Genomic DNA, 26132 nt, shown 5'->3' on the forward strand with positions numbered 1-26132 from the left:
CGGCCGCCCGCTAAATATCTCCTTTTGGGTTGTTAATAAAACATCCAATAAGTTGACTGTGCGTGAAAAAGAAAGTTTTGTGTGATGGCGTTGAAGATCGCACCGTTAAGCTCTTATGTGGGATGGTGCAGAGCTCGACGACTACCGATAAAACGCAACCGCCGCAAACAGACAAGAAAAAGCCCCAACTGATAACAGTTGGGGCTTCAGTATTGTGATTGGTGGAGCAATAGCACCCTGAACCCAAAACCTTCTCGCTCAACCGGTAGTGGCTGATAACAACTCGTGAGGGCTATTGCGGGTTAAGCATTTAGCGATGTCTAGGGCCAGACTGGACGTCTGAACGCAAGCCGCTGATACTGTACATAACCACAGTATCAGCGGAGGATACCCATGTCGCTGGCAAGGAACGCCACGGCGAGTCAATCGCCCACTCAAACAAACGGTTACGAACGCCACCAACCCGACCAGACGCTGCTCTACCAGCTGGTTGAGCAGCACTACCCAGCCTTCAAAGCCTCACTCGAAGCCCAAGGTCAACACCTGCCTCGCTACATCCAACAAGAATTCAACGACCTCCTCCAATGTGGCCGTCTGGAGTATGGTTTCATGCGGGTTCGCTGCGAGGATTGTCATCACGAGCGTCTGGTCGCCTTCAGCTGTAAACGACGCGGCTTTTGCCCTAGCTGCGGTGCCCGCCGGATGGCCGAGAGTGCGGCGCTGCTGATAGACGAAGTCTTCCCCAAGGAGCCCATTCGCCAGTGGGTGCTCAGCTTTCCTTTCCAGCTACGCTTTTTGCTGGCTCGCCATCCCCAGCTGATGGGCCAGGTCTTGAGTATCGTCTATCGTACACTCTCAACTCATCTGATCAAAAAAGCCGGTTACACCAAAGCCTCTGCACAAACTGGCTCAGTGACTCTTATCCAACGCTTTGGCTCCGCGCTAAATCTCAATGTCCACTACCACATGCTGTTTCTCGATGGTGTCTATGCCGAAGATGACTATGGCAAGCAACGCTTCCATCGTGTCAAGGCACCCACTTACGATGAGCTGAATACGCTCGCTCACACCCTCAGCCATCGCATCGCTCGCTGCATGGAAAAGCGTGGGATTTTGGAGCGTGATGCCGAGAATACGTGGTTGACACTGGAAGAGGGCGAAGACGATACGCTGACTCAATTACATGGTGCTTCGGTTACGTATCGCATTGCCGTCGGCCCCCAGCAAGGGCGCAAAGTCTTCACCCTGCAAACCTTGCCAGGGCGTGAGGATAAAGCCGACTCAAGCAGTCGAGTAGCCAACCATGCTGGTTTCTCGCTACACGCCGGTGTGATGGCCGAAGCGCATCAGCGGGATAAGCTTGAGCGCTTGTGTCGCTACATTAGTCGGCCAGCGGTTTCAGAAAAACGTCTGGCATTAACCGCCAATGGGCAGGTGCGTTACGAGCTCAAAACTCCGTACCGCAATGGCACCACCCATGTGATCTTCGAGCCGCTGGACTTCATCGCCAAACTCGCTGCGTTGGTACCTAAGCCGCGAGTCAACCTCACACGCTTCCACGGCGTCTTTGCACCGAACAGCAAACACCGAGTTCAAGTAACACCCGCCAAGCGGGGCAAGAAGCCCGACAAATCGGAAGGTCTCGATACTAACTGGCGTGACAAGAGTCCTGCAGAGCGCCACCGCGCCATGACCTGGATGCAACGCCTCAAGCGAGTCTTCAATATTGATATTGAAGTCTGCGAACACTGCGGCGGTCACGTCAAAGTGATTGCCAGCATCGAAGATCCGAAGGTCATTGAGCAGATTCTCAAGCATCTGAAACAGAAAACAGCCAAGGCGAATGCCGCCAAGCAGCGTGAGCTGCCACCAGAACGAGCGCCGCCACTGACTCCCAGCCTGTTCGATCCATCACAGAGTCGTCTCTTTGACTGACGACCCCAAATCCAACACTGCTCAACACTGCCAACTTTTAAACGGGGCGGTGGGGCAGTTTGTATCTCTCGAGCTATCAGGCTAGAGATTTTACCGCCAAATCGAACCTTATTAGAGCGGTTTAGGCTGGACCGGCAGTTAAAATTGGGGCTTGAGCGGTAAACGAGTGAGGGAATTTCAGGTAAGATACTTCGGATGAGGAGCAAAAAGGTGGTTTATACTTCCTATACCCGGACGTCAACAAGTCGATCTATCTGGAGGGCAAGAGCCCACAGCCGCACCGCTGGGAGCCTGCCGAGGGCTGGTTTGCGAAATACGATCACCCGCTATGGAAACGCTACGCCGATCTGGCGGCAGGGGCCGGGCATGGCGGGATGGACTGGTTCGTGATCCACGCTTTTGTCGAGGCGCTGAAGGCCAAGGCCCCGATGCCAATCGACATTTACGACGCGCTGGCCTGGAGCGCGATCACGCCTCTGTCGGAACAATCGATTGCTGAGGGCAATCGCACGTTAGATTTTCCCGACTTCACCCGAGGGCAGTGGCGCACCCGCAAGCCGATCTTTGCGCTGAACGACGCCTATTGATCGACGCGATTTAGGCCAAGCGCACCGCAAAGGCGAAATTGGTAATCTTGTCGGTATCCTTGACGCCCGGCGCGCTTTCGACGCCGCTGGAGGTATCGACCAGCGGCGCTCCGGTGCGCGCAATCGCCTCGGCAACATTCGTCGGATTTAGCCCGCCTGCCAGCCCCCACGGCAAGGCACCGCGATATCCGGCCAGCAGCGACCAGTCGAACGCCAACCCCATGCCGCCGGGCAGCGCGCCTTTGGGGGTCTTGGCGTCGAACAAGATCAAGTCCGCCGCCCCGGCATAGGCTGCGGCGCGTGCGACATCGCTGGCGCTGGCGACGGGCAGCGCCTTCCACACCGGCTTGCCAAACCGCGCGCGCAACTGGGCCACGCGTTCGGGCGATTCCGAACCGTGCAGCTGCAGCGCGTTCAGCTTGGCTGCCACCAGTGCGTCGGCGATGACAGCATCATCCGCATCGACGAACAAACCGACCATGGCGATCTGGCCAGCTGCGCGCGATGTCAAAGCGCCCGCGACATTCGACGTAACCGCACGGGGCGACGCTGGATAGAACACCAACCCGGCATAGTCCGCCCGCGCCGCGATGGTCGCATCGAGCGCCTCGGGTGTGCTGATCCCGCAAATCTTGATTTTCGCGGGCATGCGGTCAGTCGGGGTTCTGGATCAGCCGCACCAGCGTGCAGTCGGGATCGATCAGGTAGCCGATCCTCAGGCCGCTCGCCTCCAGTTGCGGAGCTTTGAAGCGCGGCCAGCCGGTGCTTTTTTCCTCGGCTCCCGCCGCGTTCACCAATGCCACCATGGCATCGAGATCATCCAACCGCAGGCAACAGCCGAACGAGCTCGTAGCTGGGTCGAGGTCAGGATAGGGGAAGAATTCGAGCTGCAAACCGCCGCGCTGCAGGATCATCCAGCCGCGATCCTTCCAACTCGTCGCAAAGCCCAGCTTCGCATAAAACGCCTCTGTCACATCGAAATCGCGCGATGGCAGATTGGGGGTGACGTGGTCAGCCATGGCTCAGCGCAGCTTGTCGGCCATGCGGGCCGTATGAGTGATTGCGGCGCGGCTATCGGGGGCGGAATGGCTCATCACGATCATGCTGGCCTTGGGGAACGCCGCACCAAACGCGCGCGCTGACGCGGCGTAGTGCTCAGTGTCGGCATCACCGAGATTGCCGAGCGACTTGGCCTTGCTGTCCTTGATCAGGCAGCCACCAAAAGCGATGTCGGTGCCGTCGATCCCAACGGTGATATTGTCACTGGTGTGGCCGGGGCCGGGGTAAAATACCTTGAGCGGGCCAAAGTTGGGCGCGGTTGCTGGTTCGACCCAGCCATTGGCGGCGAAAGTCAGGCTGTGTTGCGCCGCAACCATCCCCTCTTGCGGGGCAAGCTGGTTCGACAACGCATTGGCATAAGTCGCAATCCCCGCCGCATGCAGCGCGTCCATACCGCCCATCTTGTCCTGATGCGCGTGAGTCACCACCGCCAGCGCGACCGGCAGGTTGATCTCCTGCTTGATCCAGTTGAGGATCTGGGCGGTCTGGTCATCGGTCCAGGCGGTATCGACCACCAGCACGCGGCCGCCATCCCTGACGATCAAACCGTTGGAAGCGACTGCCCCGAAACCCGGCATGTCGAGATAGGAAGTGTGCTGCCAGACATTCGGTGCGAGCTGGCGGAAAACCAGATCGCCAAACCGTTGGTCGCCAGTTTCCATTTGCTGGCCAATCGTCGGGCGGATTTCACCGGGCATGCACCCGCTCAGCATCAATGCAGCGGCTAATGCGGTGCTCAGCTTCGCGACCGGGTGCATAATATTGGGCAATTCCATCAAGTTTTCCTTTTATTCAGCATTAAAAACCCCGCAAATGCGAGGCCTAGTAAATAGATGATCTTAATTTGGTTCACTGTAGCAAAAATATGGGGCGAATTCAAACATGAGGTGCGACAGTTTCAAAAGCCATATGATAATCAACAAGCTGTCTTTCGAGTACGGCATTAGCTGGTTCAATTACAGAAAATACGTCTTGGAACAAAGAGTTCTCTGCCGAAGCCGTCAATGGTGTCTTCGTGCTTTGTAAAAGTAGCAGTAAATCCTGCGCTACCAATGACTTAGCTCGTGCATCAAAGGAATATCTTCCAGCATCAACATTTAAGATCCCCAACGCAATTATCGGCCTAGAAACTGGTGTCATAAAGAATGAGCATCAGGTTTTCAAATGGGACGGAAAGCCAAGAGCCATGAAGCAATGGGAAAGAGACTTGACCTTAAGAGGGGCAATACAAGTTTCAGCTGTTCCCGTATTTCAACAAATCGCCAGAGAAGTTGGCGAAGTAAGAATGCAGAAATACCTTAAAAAATTTTCCTATGGCAACCAGAATATCAGTGGTGGCATTGACAAATTCTGGTTGGAAGGCCAGCTTAGAATTTCCGCAGTTAATCAAGTGGAGTTTCTAGAGTCTCTATATTTAAATAAATTGTCAGCATCTAAAGAAAACCAGCTAATAGTAAAAGAGGCTTTGGTAACGGAGGCGGCACCTGAATATCTAGTGCATTCAAAAACTGGTTTTTCTGGTGTGGGAACTGAGTCAAATCCTGGTGTCGCATGGTGGGTTGGGTGGGTTGAGAAGGAGACAGAGGTTTACTTTTTCGCCTTTAACATGGATATAGACAACGAAAGTAAGTTGCCGCTAAGAAAATCCATTCCCACCAAAATCATGGAAAGTGAGGGCATCATTGGTGGCTAAAACAAAGTTAAACATCATGAGGGAAGTGGTGATCGCCGAAGTATCGACTCAACTATCAGAGGTAGTTGGCGTCATCGAGCGCCATCTCGAACCGACGTTGCTGGCCGTACATTTGTACGGCTCCGCAGTGGATGGCGGCCTGAAGCCACACAGTGATATTGATTTGCTGGTTACGGTGACCGTAAGGCTTGATGAAACAACGCGGCGAGCTTTGATCAACGACCTTTTGGAAACTTCGGCTTCCCCTGGAGAGAGCGAGATTCTCCGCGCTGTAGAAGTCACCATTGTTGTGCACGACGACATCATTCCGTGGCGTTATCCAGCTAAGCGCGAACTGCAATTTGGAGAATGGCAGCGCAATGACATTCTTGCAGGTATCTTCGAGCCAGCCACGATCGACATTGATCTGGCTATCTTGCTGACAAAAGCAAGAGAACATAGCGTTGCCTTGGTAGGTCCAGCGGCGGAGGAACTCTTTGATCCGGTTCCTGAACAGGATCTATTTGAGGCGCTAAATGAAACCTTAACGCTATGGAACTCGCCGCCCGACTGGGCTGGCGATGAGCGAAATGTAGTGCTTACGTTGTCCCGCATTTGGTACAGCGCAGTAACCGGCAAAATCGCGCCGAAGGATGTCGCTGCCGACTGGGCAATGGAGCGCCTGCCGGCCCAGTATCAGCCCGTCATACTTGAAGCTAGACAGGCTTATCTTGGACAAGAAGAAGATCGCTTGGCCTCGCGCGCAGATCAGTTGGAAGAATTTGTTCACTACGTGAAAGGCGAGATCACCAAGGTAGTCGGCAAATAATGTCTAACTCAAGCGTTAGATGCACTAAGCACATAATTGCTCACAGCCAAACTATCAGGTCAAGTCTGCTTTTATTATTTTTAAGCGTGCATAATAAGCCCTACACAAATTGGGAGATATATCATGAAAGGCTGGCTTTTTCTTGTTATCGCAATAGTTGGCGAAGTAATCGCAACATCCGCATTAAAATCTAGCGAGGGCTTTACTAAGCTTGCCCCTTCCGCCGTTGTCATAATCGGTTATGGCATCGCATTTTATTTTCTTTCTCTGGTTCTGAAATCCATCCCTGTCGGTGTTGCTTATGCAGTCTGGTCGGGACTCGGCGTCGTCATAATTACAGCCATTGCCTGGTTGCTTCATGGGCAAAAGCTTGATGCGTGGGGCTTTGTAGGTATGGGGCTCATAATTGCTGCCTTTTTGCTCGCCCGATCCCCATCGTGGAAGTCGCTGCGGAGGCCGACGCCATGGTGACGGTGTTCGGCATTCTGAATCTCACCGAGGACTCCTTCTTCGATGAGAGCCGGCGGCTAGACCCCGCCGGCGCTGTCACCGCGGCGATCGAAATGCTGCGAGTCGGATCAGACGTCGTGGATGTCGGACCGGCCGCCAGCCATCCGGACGCGAGGCCTGTATCGCCGGCCGATGAGATCAGACGTATTGCGCCGCTCTTAGACGCCCTGTCCGATCAGATGCACCGTGTTTCAATCGACAGCTTCCAACCGGAAACCCAGCGCTATGCGCTCAAGCGCGGCGTGGGCTACCTGAACGATATCCAAGGATTTCCTGACCCTGCGCTCTATCCCGATATTGCTGAGGCGGACTGCAGGCTGGTGGTTATGCACTCAGCGCAGCGGGATGGCATCGCCACCCGCACCGGTCACCTTCGACCCGAAGACGCGCTCGACGAGATTGTGCGGTTCTTCGAGGCGCGGGTTTCCGCCTTGCGACGGAGCGGGGTCGCTGCCGACCGGCTCATCCTCGATCCGGGGATGGGATTTTTCTTGAGCCCCGCACCGGAAACATCGCTGCACGTGCTGTCGAACCTTCAAAAGCTGAAGTCGGCGTTGGGGCTTCCGCTATTGGTCTCGGTGTCGCGGAAATCCTTCTTGGGCGCCACCGTTGGCCTTCCTGTAAAGGATCTGGGTCCAGCGAGCCTTGCGGCGGAACTTCACGCGATCGGCAATGGCGCTGACTACGTCCGCACCCACGCGCCTGGAGATCTGCGAAGCGCAATCACCTTCTCGGAAACCCTCGCGAAATTTCGCAGTCGCGACGCCAGAGACCGAGGGTTAGATCATGCCTAGCATTCACCTTCCGGCCGCCCGCTAGCGGACCCTGGTCAGGTTCCGCGAAGGTGGGCGCAGACATGCTGGGCTCGTCAGGATCAAACTGCACTATGAGGCGGCGGTTCATACCGCGCCAGGGGAGCGAATGGACAGCGAGGAGCCTCCGAACGTTCGGGTCGCCTGCTCGGGTGATATCGACGAGGTTGTGCGGCTGATGCACGACGCTGCGGCGTGGATGTCCGCCAAGGGAACGCCCGCCTGGGACGTCGCGCGGATCGACCGGACATTCGCGGAGACCTTCGTCCTGAGATCCGAGCTCCTAGGGATCGCCTCAGAAAACGGAAAATAAAGCACGCTAAGCCGTAAGTAAGCGTGCTCCTGTGAAAGCCACAGCTAAAACTGCGTAGTACACATAGAGGTATTTTTTTCTAGATTTATATCGAATTTCGTTATCGAATTTCGCTTATTATTGATCAACTCGTTGCAGATCATGAAGGCGAAAGTATGACGAATAACCCTACCGATGACAGCAGACCATGGTCGGTCTTTCTTATTTTTCTGCGGCTTGGATTGACATCTTTTGGCGGCCCCATTGCGCACTTGGGCTACTTCCGCGCCGAATTTGTCACACGGCGGCGCTGGCTCTCCGAACGGAGCTATGCTGACTTGGTCGCGCTTTGTCAGTTCTTGCCAGGGCCTGCAAGCAGCCAGGTCGGCATAGCGGTAGGACTGTCTCGGGCTGGATACAGCGGGGCGCTGGCTGCTTGGGCTGGCTTCACGCTGCCGTCTGCCATAGCCTTGATCCTTTTTGCGCTCGGCATCTCCAGCTATGGCGATTACGTCTCGCAGGGCGCGTTGCATGGCTTAAAAGTGGTGGCTGTGGCCGTGGTCGCTCAAGCAGTATGGGGCATGGCGCGTAACCTATGCACGGATGGGCTGCGAGTCACCATCATGGCAATTGCTACCTGCGTCGTTTTACTTGTGCCGTCCGCGTGGGGACAGGTTGGCGTGATTGCTATCGCAGGCATCGCAGGCCGGTTATTGTTCAAGCCAGCGAAAGTTGTTGAGCATGACCCCCTACCTATCACGGTCAGTCACCGGGCCGGCGTGCTTTGGCTCTCGCTGTTCTTTGTCTTGCTGATTGGCCTGCCGGTGTTGGCCGAACTGATGCCAAGTCAAACCATGGCAATGGTGGATTCCTTCTATCGTGTCGGATCACTGGTGTTCGGCGGTGGTCACGTTGTGCTGCCATTACTGCAAGCCGAAGTGGTGCCCTCCGGCTGGGTCAACAATGAATCCTTTCTCGCGGGGTACGGGGCAGCTCAAGCGGTGCCCGGCCCTTTGTTCACGTTCGCCGCGTTTCTTGGTGCCTCGATGAACACCGCCCCGTCGGGCTGGATCGGCGGCATTGTGTGTCTGCTGGCTATCTTCGCGCCCTCGTTCTTGCTGGTCGTCGGATCAATGCCATTTTGGGAGCGTTTGCGCCGCAATACAGGCATCCAAGCTGCGCTGGCCGGGATCAATGCCGCTGTAGTCGGCTTGCTGCTGGCCGCGCTGTATCAGCCTGTATGGACTAGCGCCATCTTTCAGCCGCAAGACTTCGGCTTGGCATTAGTTGCCCTTGTCGCACTTATGTTCTGGAAGCTCCCGCCGTGGCTGGTTGTCCTCGGTAGCGGTGCAGCTGGGTGGCTGTTGAGCGTCGCTCTGTGAGGTTCAAAAAATGACTGACAAAGACCTCTACGGCGGTTTGATCCGCCTGCACATCCTTCACCATGCAGCCGAGGAACCTGTCTTTGGGCTGGGGATCATCGAAGAGCTACGCCGACACGGCTACGAGATGAGCGCTGGCACCGTGTACCCGATGCTGCACGGCCTGGAAAAAAAAGGCTATCTGACCTCACGCCACGAACGCACCGGGCGACGTGAACGGCGTGTTTATGACATCACTGAACAAGGCAGAACTGCACTTGCTGATGCGAAAACAAAGGTCAAGGAGCTGTTCGGAGAGTTGGTAGAAGGTGGTTGAGTTTTTGCTTCTATGTCAGGTTGAGCTATACCCTAACGCAACGTCAGGGAAGAGACTGTAATCACGTCAGAATAGAGTCCAATATGAAATTTATTGACACAATCAGTCAAGAGTAATAGATTTCACTCTGACACATTACCCTTGGAGACACTTTGTACGGTCAACGCATCGGCTACGTTCGCGTCAGCAGCTTCGACCAGAACCCGGAACGGCAATTGGAAGGGGTTCAGGTGGCGCGGGTGTTCACCGACAAGGCATCCGGCAAGGACACCCAGCGTCCCGAGCTGGAAAGGCTGCTCGCCTTCGTGCGCGAAAGCGACACCGTGGTGGTGCACAGCATGGATCGCCTGGCACGCAACCTGGATGACTTGCGCCGCATCGTGCAGGGCCTGACCAAGCGCGGGGTACGCATCGAATTCGTCAAGGAAAGCCTGGCCTTCACTGGCGAGGATTCGCCGATGGCGAATTTGATGCTGTCGGTGATGGGCGCGTTTGCCGAGTTCGAGCGGGCCTTGATCCGCGAGCGGCAGCGCGAAGGAATCGCGCTGGCCCGGCAGCGGGGTGCGTACCGGGGCCGCAAAAAGTCACTGAACGATGAGCAGATTGCCGAACTGAAACGGCGCGTCGCGGCGGGCGAGCAAAAGGCCCTGATCGCCCGCGACTTCGGCATTAGCCGTGAAACCTTGTACCAGTACCTGCGCGAGTCCTGAGCATGCCGCGTCGTTCCATTCTGTCCGCCACCGAGCGACAAAGCCTGCTGGCATTGCCCGATGTCAAAGACGATCTGATCCGATACTACACGTTCAGCGACACCGACCTGTCGGTGATTCGTCAGCGGCGCGGGCCTGCGAATCGGCTGGGCTTCGCCATTCAGCTTTGCTACCTGCGATTCCCCGGCGTCATCCTGGGCGTTGATGAGCCGCCGTTTCCGCCCTTGCTGCGCATCGTGGCGTCGCAACTCAAAGTGCCGGTCGAAAGCTGGGACGACTACGGGCAGCGGGAGCAGACCCGGCGCGAGCACCTGGTCGAACTGCAAACGGTGTTCGGCTTCCAGCCGTTCACCGTGAGTCACTACCGGCAGGCTGTCCACACGCTGACTGAGCTGGCTATGCAAACCGACAAGGGCATCGTCCTGGCCAACGCCTTGATTGAGCATCTACGGCGGCAGTCGATCATCCTGCCCGCGCTCAACGCCATCGAGCGCGCCAGTGCCGAGGCCATCACCCGCGCCAATCGGCGCATCTACGAAGCCCTGTCCGAGCCGTTGTCGAGCGGGCACCGGCATCGCCTGGATGAACTGTTGAAGCGCCGCGACAACGGCAAGACCACCTGGCTGGCATGGCTGCGGCAATCACCGGCCAAGCCGAATTCCCGCTACATGCTGGAACACATCGAACGTCTCAAAGCCTGGCAGGCGCTCAACCTGCCTACCGGCATCGAGCGGCTGGTTCATCAAAACCGGCTGCTCAAGATCGCCCGCGAGGGTGGCCAGATGACGCCCGCCGACTTGGCCAAGTTCGAGCCACAGCGACGTTACGCCACCCTCATGGCGCTGGCCATCGAGGGCATGGCTACTGTTACCGACGAAATCATCGACCTGCACGACCGCATCCTGGGCAAGCTGTTCAACGCCGCCAAGAATAAGCATCAGCAGCAGTTCCAGGCGTCCGGCAAGGCCATCAATGCCAAGGTGCGTTTGTACGGGCGCATCGGCCAGGCGCTGATCGACGCCAAGCAGTCAGGCCGCGACCCATTCGCCGCCATCGAGGCCGTCATTTCCTGGGACGCTTTCGCCGAGAGCGTCACCGAGGCGCAGAAGCTCGCCCAGCCCGATGATTTCGACTTCCTGCACCGCATCGGCGAGAGTTACGCCACATTGCGCCGCTACGCGCCGGAATTCCTCGACGTGCTCAAGCTGCGAGCAGCGCCCGCCGCCAAGGACGTGCTCGACGCCATCGAGGTGCTGCGCGGCATGAACATCGACAACACCCGCAAGGTGCCCGCTGATGCACCGACCAACTTCATCAAGCCGCGCTGGCAGAAGCTGGTGATGACCGACGCCGGCATCGACCGACGCTATTACGAGTTGTGCGCACTGTCGGAACTTAAGAACGCGTTGCGCTCGGGCGACATCTGGGTACAGGGTTCACGTCAGTTCAAGGACTTCGAGGACTACCTGGTGCCACCCGAGAAGTTCGCCAGCCTCAAGCAGTCCAGCGAATTGCCGCTGGCCGTGGCCACCGATTGCGACCAGTACCTGAGCGAGCGCTTGGAGTTGCTGGAAGCGCAACTTGCCACGGTCAATCGCATGGCGGCGGCCAACGACCTACCGGACGCCATCATCACCGAATCGGGCTTGAAGATCACGCCGCTGGATGCTGCGGTGCCCGACACCGCGCAGGCATTGATCGACCAGACGGCCATGATTCTGCCGCACGTCAAGATTACCGAGCTGCTGATGGAGGTCGATGAGTGGACGGGCTTCACCCGCCACTTCACGCACCTGAAATCCGGCGACCTCGCCAAAGACAAAAATCTGCTGCTGACTACGATCCTGGCCGACGCGATCAACCTGGGCCTGACCAAAATGGCCGAATCTTGCCCCGGTACGACTTACGCCAAGCTCGCCTGGCTGCAAGCCTGGCATACCCGCGATGAAACCTATTCGATGGCGCTGGCCGAACTGGTCAACGCCCAGTTTCGGCATCCCTTTGCCGGGCACTGGGGCGATGGCACCACATCATCGTCGGACGGACAGAATTTCCGAACCAGCAGCAAGGCAGAAAGCACCGGGCACATCAATCCGAAATATGGCAGCAGCCCAGGCAGGACGTTCTACACCCACATCTCTGACCAGTACGCGCCGTTCCACAACAAGGTGGTCAATGTCGGCGTGCGCGATTCCACCTACGTGCTTGACGGCCTGCTGTACCACGAGTCCGACCTGCGCATCGAGGAACATTACACGGACACGGCGGGCTTCACCGATCACGTCTTTGCCTTGATGCACCTGCTGGGCTTCCGCTTCGCACCGCGCATCCGAGACCTGGGCGACACCAAGCTCTACACCCCGAAAGGCGAAGCCGCCTATGACGCGCTGAAACCGATGATCGGCGGCACTCTCAACATCAAGCACGTCCGCGCCCATTGGGACGAAATTCTGCGCCTGGCCACCTCGATCAAGCAAGGCACGGTGACGGCCTCGCTGATGCTTAGGAAACTCGGCAGCTATCCGCGCCAAAACGGCCTGGCTGTCGCCCTGCGTGAGCTGGGGCGCATCGAGCGGACGTTGTTCATCCTGGGCTGGTTGCAAAGCGTTGAGCTGCGCCGCCGCGTCCATGCCGGGCTGAATAAAGGCGAAGCACGCAATGCACTGGCCCGCGCCGTGTTCTTCAACCGGCTGGGCGAAATCCGCGACAGCAGCTTTGAGCAGCAGCGCTACCGGGCCAGCGGCCTCAATCTGGTGACGGCGGCTGTCGTGCTGTGGAACACGGTCTACCTGGAGCGCGCAGCGCATGCGTTGCGTAGCAACGGCCATGCCGTCGATGAAACGCTATTGCAGTACCTGTCGCCGTTGGGCTGGGAACACATCAATCTGACCGGCGATTACCTCTGGCGCAGCAGCGCCAAGATCGGCGCGGGCAAGTTCAGGCCGTTGCGACCTCTGCAATCGGCTTAACGTGCTTTATTCTCCGTTTTCTGAGACGACCCCTCCTAGTCGCGAGTTGCAGCGACGGCATCGTCGGCTGTTGCACCTTGTCGGCCGAGGATCCCGAGTTCTGGCCCGACGCCCTCAAGGGGGAGGCCGCATATCTGCACAAGCTCGCGGTGCGACGGACACATGCGGGCCGGGGTGTCAGCTCCGCGCTGATCGAGGCTTGCCGCCATGCCGCGCGAACGCAGGGGTGCGCCAAGCTGCGGCTCGACTGCCACCCGAACCTGCGTGGCCTATACGAGCGGCTCGGATTCACCCACGTCGACACTTTCAATCCCGGCTGGGATCCAACCTTCATCGCAGAACGCCTAGAACTCGAAATCTAACGTCCGTTCGGGCATCGAGGTCCATGTCGGGGTGGGACGGGCCCGTGGCTTCAAGATCACTTGCAGTCCGACCGCGATGTCTTGGTTGCGCGAGAGGTTGTCGATATCTGTTGATTTGCACCCAAATTTGACCCGGGATTTGCATTGAATTTTGACCCACCCCTTGTTGTCAGAATTATGTCTCGATTTTCAGTTTGCGGGTCTGTTTTTCCTCCTGCTTATTCTGAGTTGAACTGTGTTTGAAGCGGTAACTTTCATTGCCGGTTTCCAGGATGTGGCAGTGGTGGGTTAGTCGGTCCAACAACGCTGTTGTCATCTTTTCATCGCCAAACACTCGGCTCCATTCCGAGAAGCTCAAGTTGGTGGTCAGTATCACGCTGGTTTTTTCGTACAGCTTTGAGAGCAGGTGAAACAGCAGTGCCCCACCGGTTTGGCTAAAAGGCAAATATCCCAGCTCATCCAGAATCACCAAATCGGCATACAACAGACGGTTTGCGATTTGTCCCTGACGCCCAGATGATTTCTCTTGCTCCAGTGCATTGACCAAATCCACGGTGGAGAAGAAACGCACCCGTCGGTTCAAGTGCATCACTGCTTGTGTACCAATGGCTGTGGCCAGGTGAGTCTTGCCTGTGCCTGGCCCACCAATCAGCACCACGTTCTGGGCTTGTTCCATGAAGTCGCACCGGTGCAATTGTTTGACCGTGGCCTCATTAACCAGGCTTTGACTGAAGTCAAAGCCCACCAAGTCCCGATACACGGGGAACTTGGCCACCCGCAATTGATAGTTCACCGAACGTACTTCACGCTCTGCCACTTCAGCTTTAATCAAGCTGTCCAGCATGGGCAAGGCTTGATTAAATGCTGGTGAATTCTGATTGCCCAACTCCTCAATGGCGTGTGCCATGCCAAAGAGTTTCAAGGATTTGAGGATTCTCACATGGCCTTCATGCTGCATCATGGGCTCTCCTTAAACTGTCATAGCGGTTCACGTTGGCCTGTGGTTCCAATGTCAGCCTTAACCCCTTGGGAATTGGAATCGGTTTGGGTGGAGGTTCTTCGGTCAAACGTCCCAACAGATTAAGCACATGCTCCTTCGATGGCTTGCCACACTCCAATGCCAATTCCACAGCACTGAGTACCGCACCTTCATCGTGGTGCAATACAAGGGCCAGAATTTCCACCATGTCACGGTCACCGCCGGGGCGTTGCAGCAAGATGGATTGAAGCTTCTTGAACGCGGGTGGCAATTCAGCAAATGGCGCACCATTGCGCAACGCCCCAGGTTTCTTCTGAAGCACAGACAAGTAATGGTGCCAGTCGTATTGTGTGTGGCCACGCCGAGCGTGGCCACTGCCAAACAATCTTGGATGCTCGGCAATGTGTTGGCCTTCGGCAGCCATCACCAGCTTGTCTGCATAAATCCGAAGGCTGATGGCCCTGTTGGCGTAACTGGCAGGAACGCTGTAGCGATTGCCCTCGTGGTGAACAAGGCAGGTTGAAGTGACTCGCTTGGTTTGCTCCACGAATGCATCAAAGGCATTGGGTAGCGCCATCAACTCGCCTTGTTCATCGGCAAAGGCCTCTTGCACGGTTTGGTCCAATTCGGGGTGGCGCAGCTCAGACCACAGCGCTTTGCAGCGATGCTCAAGCCACACATTCAAATCAGCAAGGCTTTGAAAGTCTGGTGCCCCTTGCCACAGGCGTTGGCGGGAATCCTGCACGTTCTTCTCAATCTGGCCTTTCTCCCAACCCGATGCTGGATTACAGAACTGCGCATCAAACAGGTAGTGGCTGACCATGGCAGTGAACCGCTGATTGACCCTGCGCTCTTTGCCACGCCCCACCGAATCCACAGCGGTCTTCATGTTGTCGTAGATGCCGCGCTTGGGAATGCCACCGAAGATTTGAAAGGCATGCCAGTGGGCATCAAACAGCATTTCATGTTTTTGCTGGTAGTAAGCCCGAAGCACAAAGGCCCGGCTGTGGGCCAACTTAAACTGGGCAATCTGAAGTTTGACCTGTTTGCCCGCTATGCGGGCAAAGTCCTCACTCCAATCGAATTGGAAGGCTTCGCCACAAGCAAAGCGCAAGGGGATGAAACAACCCTTGCCCGAGGTTTGCGCCTTGAACTGTTCGGAATCTTTCCACTGTCGGGCAAAGGCACACACTCGGTCATAAGACCCGGTAAAGCCCAAAGCGACCAAATCCCGGTACATGCTGCGCAGGTTTCTGCGCAGCTTCTTTGTCTTTTTGTGCTCGGTGGAGAGCCACTGCCTTAACTTGGGCTCAAAAGGACTTAACTTGCCAACGCTGTCTCGCGCTGGGTACTGCGGTTCAACCACCTTGCTTTGCAAATACTTGCGAACGGTGTTCCTGGACAGGCCGCTTCGTCGGGCTATTTCCCGAATCGACGCACCATCGCGAAAATGCCAGCGTCGAATTGCGCTCAATATCGCCACGTTTATCACTCCTTGATTTCTCCCGCCATATCCAGACGGGAAACAGTGTCATACGTGGGTCAAATTTCGACGCAAATCTTTACCCTAAGTGGGTCAATTTTAGATGCAACTCAACAGGCCATGCTGAGTGTGCGATGGTTGATCGCTTCCTCGCCGCTCTCCACGGCGACGATGGCCGCCGCCATCAGCAAGTGCGCCAGTTCCCCTATGGTGCCCTCGCTGCGTGTGAGCAGGTAGCGAGCCATGTCCAGCGTGGCAATTGGGGAAGGCCGGCGCAGCGGGAGCGAAGCGGCGAAGCTGGCCAGCAGTGAGCAGCAATCGTCGTTGGCCTCCCATACCGGCAGCATCATCGGCTCGAAGCGATTTTCCAACTGGTCATCGGAGCGGATGGCTAGGTAGGCGTCGCGCGTGCCTACCCCAACCAACGGGATGCGCAGTTCGTTGCCGAGGAAGCGCAGCAGGTTGAGGAATTCCCGGCGGTTGACGCTGTTGCCGGCCAGCACGTTGTGCAGCTCGTCGATCACCAGCATGCGCACGCCGACCTTGCGCAGCAGTGCCAGAGCCAGTTGCTCCATTTCCGGCAACCGTGGGCGTGGGCGCAGCGGCGCGCCCATCGCGGCGAGCAGCGCGACGTAGAAGCGGATCACGGACGGCTCGGACGGCATCTGCACGACCAACACCGGGATGTGCTCCTGGTCGGCGTCGGAGCTGGCCGGGTGGGTGCGGCGGAACTTCTCGACGATCATCGACTTGCCATTGTTGGTCGGGCCAACCAGCAGCAGGTTGGGCATGCGTTGCTTGTTTGGCCACGCATAAAGGGCTTCCAGCCGGTTCAGCGCCTCGACTGCGCGCGGATAGCCGATCCAGCGGTCGGCGCGAAGGCGCTGGATGCGCTCGTCCGCCGGAAGACGGGCCAAGCCCTGGGCCGCCGGCAGCAGGTGGGACAGGTCGATGATGGGATATTCGTCCACGGCTACCACTCCTCAATCTGGTCGAACGGTTTGGCGGGTGGCAAGTTGTCTGCCTGCGGGTCGGCAATATCCGTATCCGGCGGAACGGGCTTGTCCGGCCGAGCTGATGTCTTGAGGTGCTGGCGGCGATCCGCGTCACGCCGCGCCTTGCGTGTGGCCTTCTGCGCGCTGGTCACAATCTCACGCATCTGGCCGATCATGCGGAACAGCGCCGACTCATCCACCTGTTCGCGCCCTTGCTGCCGCAGTTTCGCCAGCGCCTGCCGTTGTTCCCAGAGGGTGACAGCCGGATGCGACAAGGTACGGTAGGGAATTTCCAGGTAATGCTGTCCCTCCGGTTCCAGGACCCAGATACGGCTGATGTCGCGCGGATCGCGCCGGATCAGAAAGGACGGCCAGCGTTCACGCCGCGCAATCCACGGCTTGAGCGCATCGGCGTAGTAGTGGATGTGGTCGATGACAAAGCCGGTGCGGGTCAGCGTGCGCCGGAGGATCGGCAGAAAATCGACCAGGAACGAAGTAGCGCGTGTGACGACGGCCGGTACGCCGACACGCGCCACGGCCTCGGCCCAGCGCGCGGCCGGCGGTTGGAGCAGGCCGTTGTGCACCGAACCGTGGTAGGTGCCGACCGCCAATGTGAGCCAGCGCTCTAGCTCGCGCAGCGTCAGGGCGGCCTTGTTTTCGGAATCGTAGTCGCCGCGCTGGTCAGGGTTGGAGAAGGTCGTTCCCGGCAGTTCGTCGTGAATCATCTGCATCGCCGTGCCGATGATCCGTTCCACGATGCCGCCATAGTGCGGCTGTCCCAGCGGGCGATAGTCCAGCCGGATGCCATGCTGCTCGCAACCCCGGCGCAGGGCCTCGCTCTTGAACTCGGCCGCGTTGTCTAGGTAGAGCAGCAAGGGCTTGCCGCTCATCTGCCAATCCATTTCCACGTTCAGTCCTTCCAGCCAAGGGCGCTTGTCGCAGGCGACATGCACGAGGCACAGGCCAACCGAAACGGCAGACGGCGCTTCCAGCGTGACGACCATGCCGAGCACGCAGCGGGTGAACACGTCGATGGCGAGGGTCAGGTACGGGCGGCCAATAGGTTGCCGGTCGCGGTCATCGACCACGATCAGGTCGATGACCGTATGGTCTATCTGCACCTGCTCCAGCGGCGCGGTCACGGCAGGAGGCTCGCCGCCCACACCTTGTAGGTCACGAGCGGCATCCTGGCCTTCCCGCCGGCGGATGACCTTGCGCGGGTCAAGGCTAGCGATCCGTAAGGCCACGGTATTGCGCGCCGGCACTCGCAGTTTTTGAGCCTTGCACACCTGAGTGACTTCGCGGTGAAAGGCCGCTAGGCTGCGCTTCTGCTTGGTCAGGAACCGCTTTTGCAGTAGCTCGTGGATGACGCGCTCGACCGGTTCCGGCAAGCGCCCCTTACCTTTACCTCCACCGGACTGGCCGGGCACCAGATCCGTCACGAGGCCGCTGCCTTGCCGGGCACGCCGGATCAGAACGTATACCTGGCGCCGAGACAAGCCCAGCGCCTGAGCCGCCATATCGGCCGCTTCGTGCCCGACCGTCTCCGACTGCGCCAACGGACTGATGATCTCCGCACGACGGCGCGCACGCTCCCAAGCCTCATCAGGCAGAGTGGCCACGCCTTGTTCTGGAATCCGTGGGGTGTCCGTCGCCATGCTCACCTCGCTTTGGTGCACACGAGTATTGAGCATAGTCGAGATTGGTGCAGATCACTTCTGATATTGAACTGTCAGGAGCTGGCTGCACAACAGCCATTACGCCCAATCAACTGGTGCAGTCGTCTTCTGAAAATGACATCGTTTGCACATGGCATCTGACATCAAGTTAGGGTATGCCTCAGTCTGACAGTGATGAGTCGCAGGCGTTCGGATCGGCATCGGTTTCGCTCCCGGTCTTGGCGCGCGCCTGGAAGCGCTGATAGCACTCCAGCCCGCAGAAGTGCTCGACGTATTCCGCGCCTTCCGGGGTGAAGGCGGCATCGAGCGGGATTTCCTTGCAGCACACGCAGCAACTGGTGGCAGTCGGATCATTTGCATTCATGGTGGCACCCCTCCATTGACTGACGAAGACGGCGAATGCCGCCGCCGGCATCGGCTTGGCGAACAGGAAGCCTTGTCCTGTGTCGCAGTCCGCTTGTCGCAACAAATCAAGACTCGCCGATGTTTCCACGCCTTCGGCCACTACTTCCATGCCAAGCCCATGCGCAAGCTGAATCACGGTGCGCACGATGGTCTGGTCGCGGTGGTCGTTGGCGAGTCCGGCGACAAACGATTGGTCGATCTTGAGCGTGCTGATGGGGCAGCATTTCAGGTGTTGCAGGCAGGAATAGCCGGTGCCGAAGTCGTCGGCGGCGAAGCGCACACCGATCTGTCGCAAAGCTTCCAGGGCGGGGAAGATCGCCGGATCACCGAACGCAACCGATTCGGTCAGCTCAATTTCAAGATACGCGGCGGGCAACCCGGCATCGGCCAGCACGCCCTTTACCCACTTGTCGAAATCTGGCCCCACTTGGCTCGCCGAAACATTGACGGCCAGCCGGAACGGTTGCCATGCCAGCACCCGCCAGTCGCGCATTTGACGGCAGGCTGCGCCCAGCACCCATGCGCCGATTTCCGGCATCAGGCCGGACGATTCGATCACGGGCAGGAACTGGCCCGGCGGCAACAGTCCGAGCGTCGGATGACGCCAGCGCAACAGGGCTTCCGCGCCGACAATCTGCTCACTGCGCAAATCGACAATCGGCTGGTAGTGCAGCTCAAGCTGCCCGCGCTCGACCGCCTGCGCCAGTTGCGCCACTGTCCATTCAATTGGCTGGGAAGCGCTCATGATCGACCTCTGAAGGCCCGCAGCAGCCGCGTCACAGACAGGACAAACAAGCCGGTCAGCGTGAGGGCTGCAATACCCCAGTGCTCGCCGATGAACGCGCCGGCCGTCGTGCCGGCCAGCACAATGGCGAGAATCGGCAAATGACAGGGACAGGTGAGCACCGCCAGCGCACCCCACAGGTAGCCGGTGAACGGCTTGTGTGTCTCGGCCGGCATGCGCTCGGGGCTGTTCATGGCAAACTCTCCGCATGCTGTGCCGGCGCGGTCGGCATGGCGGCCAACTGCACTTCCAGATTGGCCAACGCTTCGCGCCGGCGTTCGACGAACTGACGCAGCACAGCAAGCTGCGCGGCAGTTTCATCGCAGTTCGCCGCATCCAGCGCCCGGCACAGCCGCGCCAATGCGCCGAGGCCGATGCCCGCCTCGAAGGCGGCCCGCACGAAGCACAGTCGCTGCAAGGCGGCGTCATCGAACAGGCCGTAGCCACCCGTGGTGCAGGCGACTGGCCGCAGCAATCCGCGCAGCAGGTAGTCGCGCACGATATGCACGCTCACCCCGGCATCAAGGGCCAGCCGGGACACCGTGTAGGCGTTCATCGAACACCTCCTTTTGGTCGGTTCACGGCAATGCATATACCGTTTCGCCGAGTTCAATCCGCGCGCTGCGAATCCGATGCCGGTGCCGTAGAACATTGGGTCGATATCCGATCACGGTGTCCTAGATGACATGGTCTGCAACAGATGTCGATTAAACTCCTGGCCCAAGCCGAAAGCCTCGTGGACACTGACGATCGCCAATCCTTCCAATCCTTGATGCTTGGAGGCCCAGTCTTCCGCCGTCGGGACAGATGCAAAGAAATGTACATGGCAACAGAAGGACTGACGAACGTCGGCTGCTTCCTGCGGCAATACCAAGGACACCGCCATGCCGGCAGGTTCGACAGCCTGTATCTCGCTGGGTGAAACCGTGAGTGAAACGGGTGCTCCGGTTGCAGCGCAATGCGATGAGACGCGAGCTGTACGGCCGATCAGCGCCGGAAATATCAAGGTGTCCAGCGCGCACCAGGCATACAGACGGCGGTCGTCAATTTCAAAGACATACGAAGTCTCGCGCAAGGTGAGGCCGTAGCCGATGATGTTCCCATCTTTGTCATATTCGGTACTGGTGGCCTGTTCGAGTACGGCGGCCACTCGCTCAGCGGGCCAGTCGAGAATCCCGGCAAGTGTCGTTCGTGAAACCGGACGCCCCTTGGCGAGTTCCCGCAGTAGCGGGACCAAGAGATCCGCAGTACCATTGGTACGATTGACCGAAGTGAGACGTTCTAAAATATATGGGGCGAGCTTCATGGTTCCATCTCCTTTCATCCGGCGCAGCACGAAAGCTGCTTCACGTCCTTGCTGAAGGTCTGCGCCGCGAGCTTCAGCCCTTCGACCATGGTCAGGTAGGGGAACAATTGGTCGGCCAGTTCCTGCACGGTCATACGGTTGCGAATGGCGAGCACCGCCGTCTGGATCAGTTCACCCGCTTCCGGGGCCACCGCTTGCACGCCGATGAGCCGTCCGCTACCTTCCTCGATGACCAGCTTGATAAAGCCGCGTGTGTCGAAGTTGGCAAGCGCACGCGGCACGTTATCCAGTGTTAGCAGGCGACTGTCGGTCTCGATCCCGTCGTGATGTGCTTCCGCCTCGCTGTAGCCCACGGTGGCGACCTGCGGGTCGGTGAACACCACGGCCGGCATTGCGGTCAGGTCCAGGGCCGCATCGCCGCCAGTCATGTTGATCGCCGCACGAGTGCCGGCCGCTGCCGCCACATAGACGAACTGCGGCTGGTCGGTGCAGTCGCCGGCCGCGTAGATGTTCGGGCTACTGGTGCGCATGCCCTTGTCGATGACGATGGCCCCCTGCGCATTGACGGCTACCCCCGCCGCTTCCAATGCCAGGCTGCGCGTGTTCGGTGTCCGGCCGGTGGCGACCAGCAGCTTGTCGGCGCGCAATTCACCGTGCGTGGTGGTCAGCACGAATTCGCCGTTCATATGGGCGACCTGGCTGGCTTGCGTGTGCTCCAGCACCTCGATGCCCTCGGCACGGAAAGCGGCTGTCACCGCCTCGCCGATGGCCGGGTCTTCACGGAAGAACAAGGTATTGCGCGCCAGGGCCGTGACCTTGCTGCCCAGCCGGGCAAAGGCTTGCGCCAGCTCCAGCGCCACCACCGACGAGCCGATTACGGCAAGGCGTTCGGGAATGGTGTCGCTCGCCAGGGCCTCGGTGGAAGTCCAGTAGGGTGACTGTTTCAAGCCCGGAATCGGCGGGACCGCCGGGCTGGCACCCGTGGCGACCAGGCAGCGGTCGAACATCACGACGCGCTCGCCACCCTCGTTCAAACTAACGATAAGGCTCTGGTCGTCCTTGAAACGCGCTTCACCGTGCAGAACGGTGATGGCTGAATTGCCGTCCAGGATGCCTTCGTACTTGGCATGACGGAGTTCTTCGACACGGGCCTGCTGCTGGGCCAGCAGCCGCTCGCGCAAGATCGTCGGCGGTGTGGGTGGCATGCCGCCGTCGAATGGGCTTTCCCGGCGCAGATGGGCGATGTGGGCGGCGCGGATCATGATCTTGGACGGCACACAACCGACGTTGACGCAGGTGCCGCCGATGGTGCCGCGCTCAATCAGCGTGACCTGCGCGCCTTGCTCGACGGCCTTCAGTGCTGCCGCCATCGCGGCTCCACCGCTACCAATGACGACGACCTGCAACGGGCGTTCGTTGCCACTGGGCTTATCAGCGGCCCCTATCCAGCCGCGCATCTTGTCGAGCAGGCCGGCGCGGTTGTCCGTCGGTGGCGCATCGGCAAGCGTTGCCTCGTAGCCCAGTCCGGCCACGGCGGTAGTCAGCGCATCCGATGACGTGCCCGCCTCAATGGCGAGTTGCGCTGTGCCCTTCGGATAGGACACCAGCGCCGATTGCACGCCGGGCACTTTCTCCAAGGCTTCCTTGACGTGAGCCGCGCACGAGTCGCAGGTCATCCCGGTGATTTTCAGGGTGGTCATGTATTTTTCCTTTTCTGTGGTGGCTACGGCTGTTGCCGTCAGCCACGTTGTTCTGGCAATTCACAGCTGTCCGGCCCGCAGCGGCGATGTGCTGGCGAGATGAAATCCCAGACCGACACCCCAACCATCAAGGCCAGGCCGACATAGAGCAGTCCACCGCTCTGCCAGCCGTAAGCCCGCATTAAAAACACCGCTGCCAGCACCAAGATCGGGCCTATCGTGCCGAGCGCCGTGCGTCGCCACTGTCGATGATTGAGCCAAGCGATAGCATTGGCGAGTAACGCGATGCCGGCGAACATCGGCAGCAGGATGCCAATGAATAGCCCCTCGTACTGGCTCAAGAAGCCCAGTCCGATGGCCGCGCCAAAGCTGGCGATGGCAGGAAAACAGGCGGCGCAGCCCATCGCGGAAACGACGCTGCCGAGCGCGCCGGTTTTGCCAGCGATGCGCGTGATGAGTCCCATGTGTCGCTCCCGAGTTCGGTTAACGGATCAGCGTTTGAGGCTGGACGGATAGCCCGCGTCCTCGGTCGCCTTGGTCAACTTCTGGACGTTGGTCTTGGCATCGTCGAAGGTGACGACGGCCTGGCGCTTGTCGAAACTTACGTCGGTCTTGCTCACGCCCTCAACCTTGGAAAGCGCGTGCTTGACAGTGATCGGGCAAGAGGCGCAGGTCATGCCAGGCACGGACAGCGTGACGGTCTGGGTGGCGGCCCACATGGGGGCAACAACGGCAGCGAGGGCGAGGGCGGCAAACAGTTTTTTCATGATGAACTCCTGTGATTAATAGAAAAATGGCATGACGTAGGGAAATCCGAGCGAGACCAGGACCAGCGCGGCCACGATCCAGAAAATGAGCTTGTAAGTAGCGCGCACTTGGGGAATCGCGCAGACCTCACCCGGTTTGCAGGCTTGCGCCGGGCGGTAGATGCGCCGCCAGGCGAAAAACAGCGCGACCAGCGCTGCGCCGATGAAGATCGGGCGATAGGGTTCCAGCACCGTCAGGTTGCCGATCCATGCCCCGCTGAACCCCAAGGCGATCAAAACCAGCGGCCCCAGGCAGCAGGCCGACGCAAGAATGGCGGCCAGCCCACCGGCGAAGAGCGCGCCGCGCCCGTTTTGTGGTTCAGACTTTTGTGGTTCAGACATACGCTTGTCCTTTCAAATTTGGTTTGGATAGCTTAAGCTTACTTCCGTAGTTATGTACGGAGTCAAGCGATATGCAAATTAATTTTGAGAATCTGACCATTGGCGTTTTTGCCAAGGCGGCCGGGGTCAATGTGGAGACCATCCGGTTCTACCAGCGCAAGGGCCTGCTGCCGGAGCCAGACAAGCCCTATGGCAGCATTCGCCGCTATGGCGAGGCGGATGTAACACGAGTGCGGTTCGTGAAATCGGCCCAGCGGCTGGGCTTTAGCCTGGACGAAATCGCCGAGCTACTGCGGCTGGAGGATGGCACCCATTGCGAGGAAGCCAGCGGCCTGGCCGAGCACAAGCTCAAGGATGTGCGCGAAAAAATGACCGACCTGGCGCGCATGGAAACCGTGCTATCCGAACTTGTGTTCGCCTGCCATGCGCGGCAAGGGAACGTTTCTTGCCCGCTGATTGCTTCGCTGCAAGGGGAGAAAGAGCCGCGTGGTGCCGACGCGGTGTAGCCGAGGGTAGTTACGCCTTAGCGTGCTTTATTTTCCGTTTTCTGAGACGACCCCAACGACAGAAGATCCAATGATGACCAGATGTTCTGGTAGTTCAGTCGCAAACAGCGCTTCAGAAGAAGTCCAGTACGGGGTTTCGCTCAGACCTTCAATAGGTGGGATGGTCGGGCTCGAACCGGTAGCAATCAGCACCTTGTCAGCGTGTATTTCTTGTTGGGAGCCATCACTTTTGCTGACAATCAAAGTGTTCGCGTTTTTGAAAGTCGCCCAACCTTTTATCAAACTCAGTGCCGGATTGATATCCAGAATATTTTGGTATTTTGCCACGCGTAATTCTTCGACAAGCGCTGTTTGTTGCTCAGCCAACAGTGCGCGATTGAGCTGGGGTGAATGATTTGCCAATCCGATAAAAGGATTGTTTCGTTGTTGCTGCGCCAGTTGTGCGGCGCGGATCAGGATCTTGGACGGGACACAGCCGACATTGACACAGCAGCCGCCAATAACATCCGCACCTTCGATGAGCGTAACCTTAGCTCCTCCGTCAGCAGCTTTAATCGCACAGGCAAAAGCACCAGAGCCACTGCCAATGATCACCACCTGTTGTGGGCTGATATTTTCTGTATTGCTGAGATTAGTGTTGTCAAAACAAGTTTGAGGTTCTGGATTGACTTGTGCAGCATAACCCAGAGTTTTAACCGCCTTGACGAGATCCGCCACACTTACCTTCCCGTTTGTGGTGACCGCTGCGCTGGCATTTGCATAGGAGATCTCAACGTTATTCACTCCTTCGGTCGCATCGAGCGCATCTTTAATATGGGAGACACAGCTTGGGCAGGTCATCCCTTTTATCGATAACAAGAGCATTTTCGTTCCTCAACAGCACAGATGTATTTTCTGCGATTGTTAATTATTGCAAACCAACAAGCTCAGCTTATCGCCGAAACAGTGTCCGTAATCGTAGTAGTCTTTCCGCGCTTTACTCTTTGACCGTTGACGGATAACCCGCGTTAGTGGTGGCTTCAGTCAGTGCTTTCACCGTGGTTTTTTCGTCATCGAAGGTGACTACTGCTAACTTGGTGTCAAAGGTGACTTCAGCTTTACTGACGCCCTCGACATTTTGTAAGGCTTTTTTGACCGTAAACGGACAAGTGACGCAGTTCATGGTCGGAACTTCCAACGTAACCGTTTTCGTTTCGGCTATAGCGCTCAGGCTGGTCAACGTTAGCAAAAACAACAAGGTGATTTTCTTCATCATTCGCTCCAATAACGTATAAAACGTTAACAAAATTGAGGGTAAAAAGTATTCAGGCGAACCAGACAATCCAATAATTGCTGGTGACTAACATTAATGCTGTGAGTGCTGATAACCAAAAGATCACCTGCCTGCGTTTTCGCACTTGGGGAACTGCACAGACTGTTCCTGGAGCGCACATGTCAGTAGGTCGATAGACCTTCCAGCCAGCAAATCCAAACGAGGTTAAAACCAGCAGAATAAAAATAGGGCGATAAGGTTCTAACATGGTCAAATGACCAATCCAGGAACCACTCACCCCAAGTAGCAACAAAACGAAAGGACCGGCACAACAAACGCCTGCACCAATAGCCGCAACTATTCCACCGATAACGGGGAGATTTGACTCTTTTATGGACACGTTTTACTCCTGGGATTAGAGCTATCGGTGTCAGTGTAGATGCCGTACCATAGTACGGAG

The 26132-nt window shown here is 58.0% G+C and carries 28 protein-coding genes and 3 pseudogenes; 13 read left to right on the forward strand and 18 right to left on the reverse strand.

Annotation, left to right across the window (positions count from 1 at the left end; genetic code table 11):
- Positions 1-393 precede the first annotated feature (393 nt).
- Positions 394-1935, forward strand: a complete 1542-nt coding sequence (locus N5E87_RS21475; RefSeq protein ID WP_000050481.1) for an IS91-like element ISCR1 family transposase — start codon at positions 394-396, stop codon at positions 1933-1935.
- A gap of 374 nt (positions 1936-2309) precedes the next feature.
- Positions 2310-2522, forward strand: a complete 213-nt coding sequence (locus tag N5E87_RS21480) for a hypothetical protein (RefSeq protein ID WP_225002637.1) — start codon at positions 2310-2312, stop codon at positions 2520-2522.
- Positions 2523-2532: 10 nt separating this feature from the next.
- Here N5E87_RS21480 and N5E87_RS21485 read toward each other — a convergent pair whose 3' ends face one another.
- Genes N5E87_RS21485 through N5E87_RS21495 form a run of 3 tightly spaced genes read right to left on the reverse strand, consistent with a single transcriptional unit; the run spans position 2533 to position 4357 of the window.
- Positions 2533-3171: a phosphoribosylanthranilate isomerase gene (locus N5E87_RS21485; protein WP_004201168.1), complete on the reverse strand. Its 639-nt coding sequence runs from the start codon at positions 3169-3171 to the stop codon at positions 2533-2535.
- Between the two features lie 4 nt (positions 3172-3175).
- Entirely contained in the window at positions 3176-3541 is a 366-nt protein-coding gene (gene ble / locus N5E87_RS21490; protein ID WP_004201167.1) for a bleomycin binding protein Ble-MBL, read from the reverse strand.
- A 3-nt stretch (positions 3542-3544) separates the two neighbouring features.
- Positions 3545-4357: a subclass B1 metallo-beta-lactamase NDM-1 gene (locus N5E87_RS21495; protein WP_004201164.1), complete on the reverse strand. Its 813-nt coding sequence runs from the start codon at positions 4355-4357 to the stop codon at positions 3545-3547.
- A 155-nt stretch (positions 4358-4512) separates the two neighbouring features.
- On the opposite strand from N5E87_RS21495, the pseudogene blaOXA reads away from it, so the two are divergent.
- The 10 genes and pseudogenes from blaOXA to N5E87_RS21545 form a co-directional block, all read left to right on the forward strand.
- Positions 4513-5274 (forward strand): annotated as a pseudogene (blaOXA, locus tag N5E87_RS21500) (OXA-10 family class D beta-lactamase); the annotation flags it as partial.
- 16 nt (positions 5275-5290) lie between these two features.
- A complete protein-coding gene (gene aadA1 / locus N5E87_RS21505) occupies positions 5291-6082 on the forward strand; it encodes an ANT(3'')-Ia family aminoglycoside nucleotidyltransferase AadA1 (RefSeq protein WP_001209508.1) in 792 nt (263 codons plus the stop codon).
- A 123-nt stretch (positions 6083-6205) separates the two neighbouring features.
- Positions 6206-6553, forward strand: coding sequence for a quaternary ammonium compound efflux SMR transporter QacE delta 1 (locus tag N5E87_RS21510; protein WP_000679427.1), 348 nt, complete (start codon positions 6206-6208; stop codon positions 6551-6553).
- Positions 6547-7386 carry a sulfonamide-resistant dihydropteroate synthase Sul1 gene (gene sul1 / locus N5E87_RS21515; RefSeq protein ID WP_000259031.1) on the forward strand — a complete coding sequence of 280 codons (840 nt, stop codon included), beginning with the start codon at positions 6547-6549 and terminating at the stop codon, positions 7384-7386. Before N5E87_RS21510 ends, sul1 begins: the two co-directional genes overlap by 7 nt.
- Before the next feature lie 127 nt (positions 7387-7513).
- The gene (locus N5E87_RS21520) at positions 7514-7717 is read left to right on the forward strand and encodes a hypothetical protein (RefSeq protein WP_000376616.1); all 204 of its coding nucleotides are present in this window, start codon (positions 7514-7516) and stop codon (positions 7715-7717) included.
- A gap of 155 nt (positions 7718-7872) precedes the next feature.
- Positions 7873-9078 (forward strand): chromate efflux transporter, encoded by a 1206-nt coding sequence (chrA, locus tag N5E87_RS21525; protein ID WP_000184001.1) that lies wholly within the window; start codon positions 7873-7875, stop codon positions 9076-9078.
- 10 nt (positions 9079-9088) lie between these two features.
- Positions 9089-9394, forward strand: coding sequence for a PadR family transcriptional regulator (locus tag N5E87_RS21530; protein WP_000130000.1), 306 nt, complete (start codon positions 9089-9091; stop codon positions 9392-9394).
- Between the two features lie 152 nt (positions 9395-9546).
- Positions 9547-10104, forward strand: coding sequence for a recombinase family protein (locus tag N5E87_RS21535; RefSeq protein ID WP_012478189.1), 558 nt, complete (start codon positions 9547-9549; stop codon positions 10102-10104).
- Positions 10105-10106: 2 nt separating this feature from the next.
- Complete coding sequence (locus N5E87_RS21540) at positions 10107-13073, forward strand: Tn3 family transposase (RefSeq protein WP_012478188.1); 2967 nt, start codon at positions 10107-10109, stop codon at positions 13071-13073.
- Between the two features lie 32 nt (positions 13074-13105).
- A pseudogene (locus tag N5E87_RS21545) lies at positions 13106-13435 on the forward strand (GNAT family N-acetyltransferase); the annotation flags it as partial.
- 175 nt (positions 13436-13610) lie between these two features.
- Here the strand turns inward: N5E87_RS21545 and istB are convergent.
- From istB to merT, 12 genes are all read right to left on the reverse strand, one after another.
- Complete coding sequence (gene istB / locus N5E87_RS21550; protein ID WP_000983249.1) at positions 13611-14396, reverse strand: IS21-like element IS1326 family helper ATPase IstB; 786 nt, start codon at positions 14394-14396, stop codon at positions 13611-13613.
- Complete coding sequence (gene istA / locus N5E87_RS21555; RefSeq protein WP_001324342.1) at positions 14383-15906, reverse strand: IS21-like element IS1326 family transposase; 1524 nt, start codon at positions 15904-15906, stop codon at positions 14383-14385. Before istA ends, istB begins: the two co-directional genes overlap by 14 nt.
- A gap of 101 nt (positions 15907-16007) precedes the next feature.
- A complete protein-coding gene (locus N5E87_RS21560; protein ID WP_000344784.1) occupies positions 16008-16868 on the reverse strand; it encodes a TniB family NTP-binding protein in 861 nt (286 codons plus the stop codon).
- Between the two features lie 2 nt (positions 16869-16870).
- Positions 16871-18550 (reverse strand): Mu transposase C-terminal domain-containing protein, encoded by a 1680-nt coding sequence (locus N5E87_RS21565; RefSeq protein ID WP_000179844.1) that lies wholly within the window; start codon positions 18548-18550, stop codon positions 16871-16873.
- 181 nt (positions 18551-18731) lie between these two features.
- Positions 18732-19721, reverse strand: a complete 990-nt coding sequence (locus N5E87_RS21575; protein WP_001276635.1) for a DUF3330 domain-containing protein — start codon at positions 19719-19721, stop codon at positions 18732-18734.
- Positions 19718-19954, reverse strand: a complete 237-nt coding sequence (gene merE, locus N5E87_RS21580) for a broad-spectrum mercury transporter MerE (RefSeq protein WP_001087810.1) — start codon at positions 19952-19954, stop codon at positions 19718-19720. The genes N5E87_RS21575 and merE overlap by 4 nt, the downstream gene beginning before the upstream one ends.
- Positions 19951-20316 carry a mercury resistance co-regulator MerD gene (gene merD, locus N5E87_RS21585; protein ID WP_000995361.1) on the reverse strand — a complete coding sequence of 122 codons (366 nt, stop codon included), beginning with the start codon at positions 20314-20316 and terminating at the stop codon, positions 19951-19953. Before merD ends, merE begins: the two co-directional genes overlap by 4 nt.
- A gap of 111 nt (positions 20317-20427) precedes the next feature.
- Positions 20428-21066 carry an organomercurial lyase MerB gene (merB, locus tag N5E87_RS21590; protein ID WP_000761850.1) on the reverse strand — a complete coding sequence of 213 codons (639 nt, stop codon included), beginning with the start codon at positions 21064-21066 and terminating at the stop codon, positions 20428-20430.
- 14 nt (positions 21067-21080) lie between these two features.
- Positions 21081-22766: a mercury(II) reductase gene (merA, locus tag N5E87_RS21595; protein WP_279775891.1), complete on the reverse strand. Its 1686-nt coding sequence runs from the start codon at positions 22764-22766 to the stop codon at positions 21081-21083.
- A gap of 38 nt (positions 22767-22804) precedes the next feature.
- Complete coding sequence (gene merC / locus N5E87_RS21600) at positions 22805-23230, reverse strand: organomercurial transporter MerC (protein WP_000522996.1); 426 nt, start codon at positions 23228-23230, stop codon at positions 22805-22807.
- 27 nt (positions 23231-23257) lie between these two features.
- Positions 23258-23533 (reverse strand): mercury resistance system periplasmic binding protein MerP, encoded by a 276-nt coding sequence (gene merP / locus N5E87_RS21605; protein WP_279775895.1) that lies wholly within the window; start codon positions 23531-23533, stop codon positions 23258-23260.
- A gap of 15 nt (positions 23534-23548) precedes the next feature.
- A complete protein-coding gene (merT, locus tag N5E87_RS21610; RefSeq protein ID WP_001294656.1) occupies positions 23549-23914 on the reverse strand; it encodes a mercuric ion transporter MerT in 366 nt (121 codons plus the stop codon).
- Between the two features lie 71 nt (positions 23915-23985).
- On the opposite strand from merT, the gene merR reads away from it, so the two are divergent.
- Positions 23986-24420 carry an Hg(II)-responsive transcriptional regulator gene (gene merR, locus N5E87_RS21615; protein WP_279775896.1) on the forward strand — a complete coding sequence of 145 codons (435 nt, stop codon included), beginning with the start codon at positions 23986-23988 and terminating at the stop codon, positions 24418-24420.
- 54 nt (positions 24421-24474) lie between these two features.
- Here the strand turns inward: merR and N5E87_RS21620 are convergent.
- The 3 genes and pseudogenes from N5E87_RS21620 to N5E87_RS21630 all read right to left on the reverse strand — a co-directional run.
- Positions 24475-25284, reverse strand: a pseudogene (locus N5E87_RS21620) (FAD-dependent oxidoreductase); the annotation flags it as partial.
- A gap of 112 nt (positions 25285-25396) precedes the next feature.
- Positions 25397-25672, reverse strand: coding sequence for a mercury resistance system periplasmic binding protein MerP (merP, locus tag N5E87_RS21625; RefSeq protein WP_011790471.1), 276 nt, complete (start codon positions 25670-25672; stop codon positions 25397-25399).
- Between the two features lie 52 nt (positions 25673-25724).
- The gene (locus tag N5E87_RS21630; protein ID WP_011790470.1) at positions 25725-26072 is read right to left on the reverse strand and encodes a mercuric transporter MerT family protein; all 348 of its coding nucleotides are present in this window, start codon (positions 26070-26072) and stop codon (positions 25725-25727) included.
- Positions 26073-26132 lie beyond the last annotated feature (60 nt).

This window comes from Shewanella sp. GD03713, from assembly GCF_029843705.1.
Taxonomy (GTDB): domain Bacteria; phylum Pseudomonadota; class Gammaproteobacteria; order Enterobacterales; family Shewanellaceae; genus Shewanella.

What these genes read in the sequence shown, in the direction of transcription:
- N5E87_RS21475 (WP_000050481.1), top strand. Translation starts at nt 394, where the DNA reads ATGTCGCTGGCAAGGAACGCCACGGCGAGTCAATCGCCCACTCAAACA.
- N5E87_RS21480 (WP_225002637.1), top strand. Translation starts at nt 2,310, where the DNA reads ATGGACTGGTTCGTGATCCACGCTTTTGTCGAGGCGCTGAAGGCCAAG.
- N5E87_RS21485 (WP_004201168.1), bottom strand. Translation starts at nt 3,171, where the DNA reads ATGCCCGCGAAAATCAAGATTTGCGGGATCAGCACACCCGAGGCGCTC.
- ble (WP_004201167.1), bottom strand. Translation starts at nt 3,541, where the DNA reads ATGGCTGACCACGTCACCCCCAATCTGCCATCGCGCGATTTCGATGTG.
- N5E87_RS21495 (WP_004201164.1), bottom strand. Translation starts at nt 4,357, where the DNA reads ATGGAATTGCCCAATATTATGCACCCGGTCGCGAAGCTGAGCACCGCA.
- aadA1 (WP_001209508.1), top strand. Translation starts at nt 5,291, where the DNA reads ATGAGGGAAGTGGTGATCGCCGAAGTATCGACTCAACTATCAGAGGTA.
- N5E87_RS21510 (WP_000679427.1), top strand. Translation starts at nt 6,206, where the DNA reads ATGAAAGGCTGGCTTTTTCTTGTTATCGCAATAGTTGGCGAAGTAATC.
- sul1 (WP_000259031.1), top strand. Translation starts at nt 6,547, where the DNA reads ATGGTGACGGTGTTCGGCATTCTGAATCTCACCGAGGACTCCTTCTTC.
- N5E87_RS21520 (WP_000376616.1), top strand. Translation starts at nt 7,514, where the DNA reads ATGGACAGCGAGGAGCCTCCGAACGTTCGGGTCGCCTGCTCGGGTGAT.
- chrA (WP_000184001.1), top strand. Translation starts at nt 7,873, where the DNA reads ATGACGAATAACCCTACCGATGACAGCAGACCATGGTCGGTCTTTCTT.
- N5E87_RS21530 (WP_000130000.1), top strand. Translation starts at nt 9,089, where the DNA reads ATGACTGACAAAGACCTCTACGGCGGTTTGATCCGCCTGCACATCCTT.
- N5E87_RS21540 (WP_012478188.1), top strand. Translation starts at nt 10,107, where the DNA reads ATGCCGCGTCGTTCCATTCTGTCCGCCACCGAGCGACAAAGCCTGCTG.
- istB (WP_000983249.1), bottom strand. Translation starts at nt 14,396, where the DNA reads ATGATGCAGCATGAAGGCCATGTGAGAATCCTCAAATCCTTGAAACTC.
- N5E87_RS21565 (WP_000179844.1), bottom strand. Translation starts at nt 18,550, where the DNA reads ATGGCGACGGACACCCCACGGATTCCAGAACAAGGCGTGGCCACTCTG.
- N5E87_RS21575 (WP_001276635.1), bottom strand. Translation starts at nt 19,721, where the DNA reads ATGAGCGCTTCCCAGCCAATTGAATGGACAGTGGCGCAACTGGCGCAG.
- merE (WP_001087810.1), bottom strand. Translation starts at nt 19,954, where the DNA reads ATGAACAGCCCCGAGCGCATGCCGGCCGAGACACACAAGCCGTTCACC.
- merD (WP_000995361.1), bottom strand. Translation starts at nt 20,316, where the DNA reads ATGAACGCCTACACGGTGTCCCGGCTGGCCCTTGATGCCGGGGTGAGC.
- merB (WP_000761850.1), bottom strand. Translation starts at nt 21,066, where the DNA reads ATGAAGCTCGCCCCATATATTTTAGAACGTCTCACTTCGGTCAATCGT.
- merA (WP_279775891.1), bottom strand. Translation starts at nt 22,766, where the DNA reads ATGACCACCCTGAAAATCACCGGGATGACCTGCGACTCGTGCGCGGCT.
- merC (WP_000522996.1), bottom strand. Translation starts at nt 23,230, where the DNA reads ATGGGACTCATCACGCGCATCGCTGGCAAAACCGGCGCGCTCGGCAGC.
- merP (WP_279775895.1), bottom strand. Translation starts at nt 23,533, where the DNA reads ATGAAAAAACTGTTTGCCGCCCTCGCCCTCGCTGCCGTTGTTGCCCCC.
- merT (WP_001294656.1), bottom strand. Translation starts at nt 23,914, where the DNA reads ATGTCTGAACCACAAAAGTCTGAACCACAAAACGGGCGCGGCGCGCTC.
- merR (WP_279775896.1), top strand. Translation starts at nt 23,986, where the DNA reads ATGCAAATTAATTTTGAGAATCTGACCATTGGCGTTTTTGCCAAGGCG.
- merP (WP_011790471.1), bottom strand. Translation starts at nt 25,672, where the DNA reads ATGAAGAAAATCACCTTGTTGTTTTTGCTAACGTTGACCAGCCTGAGC.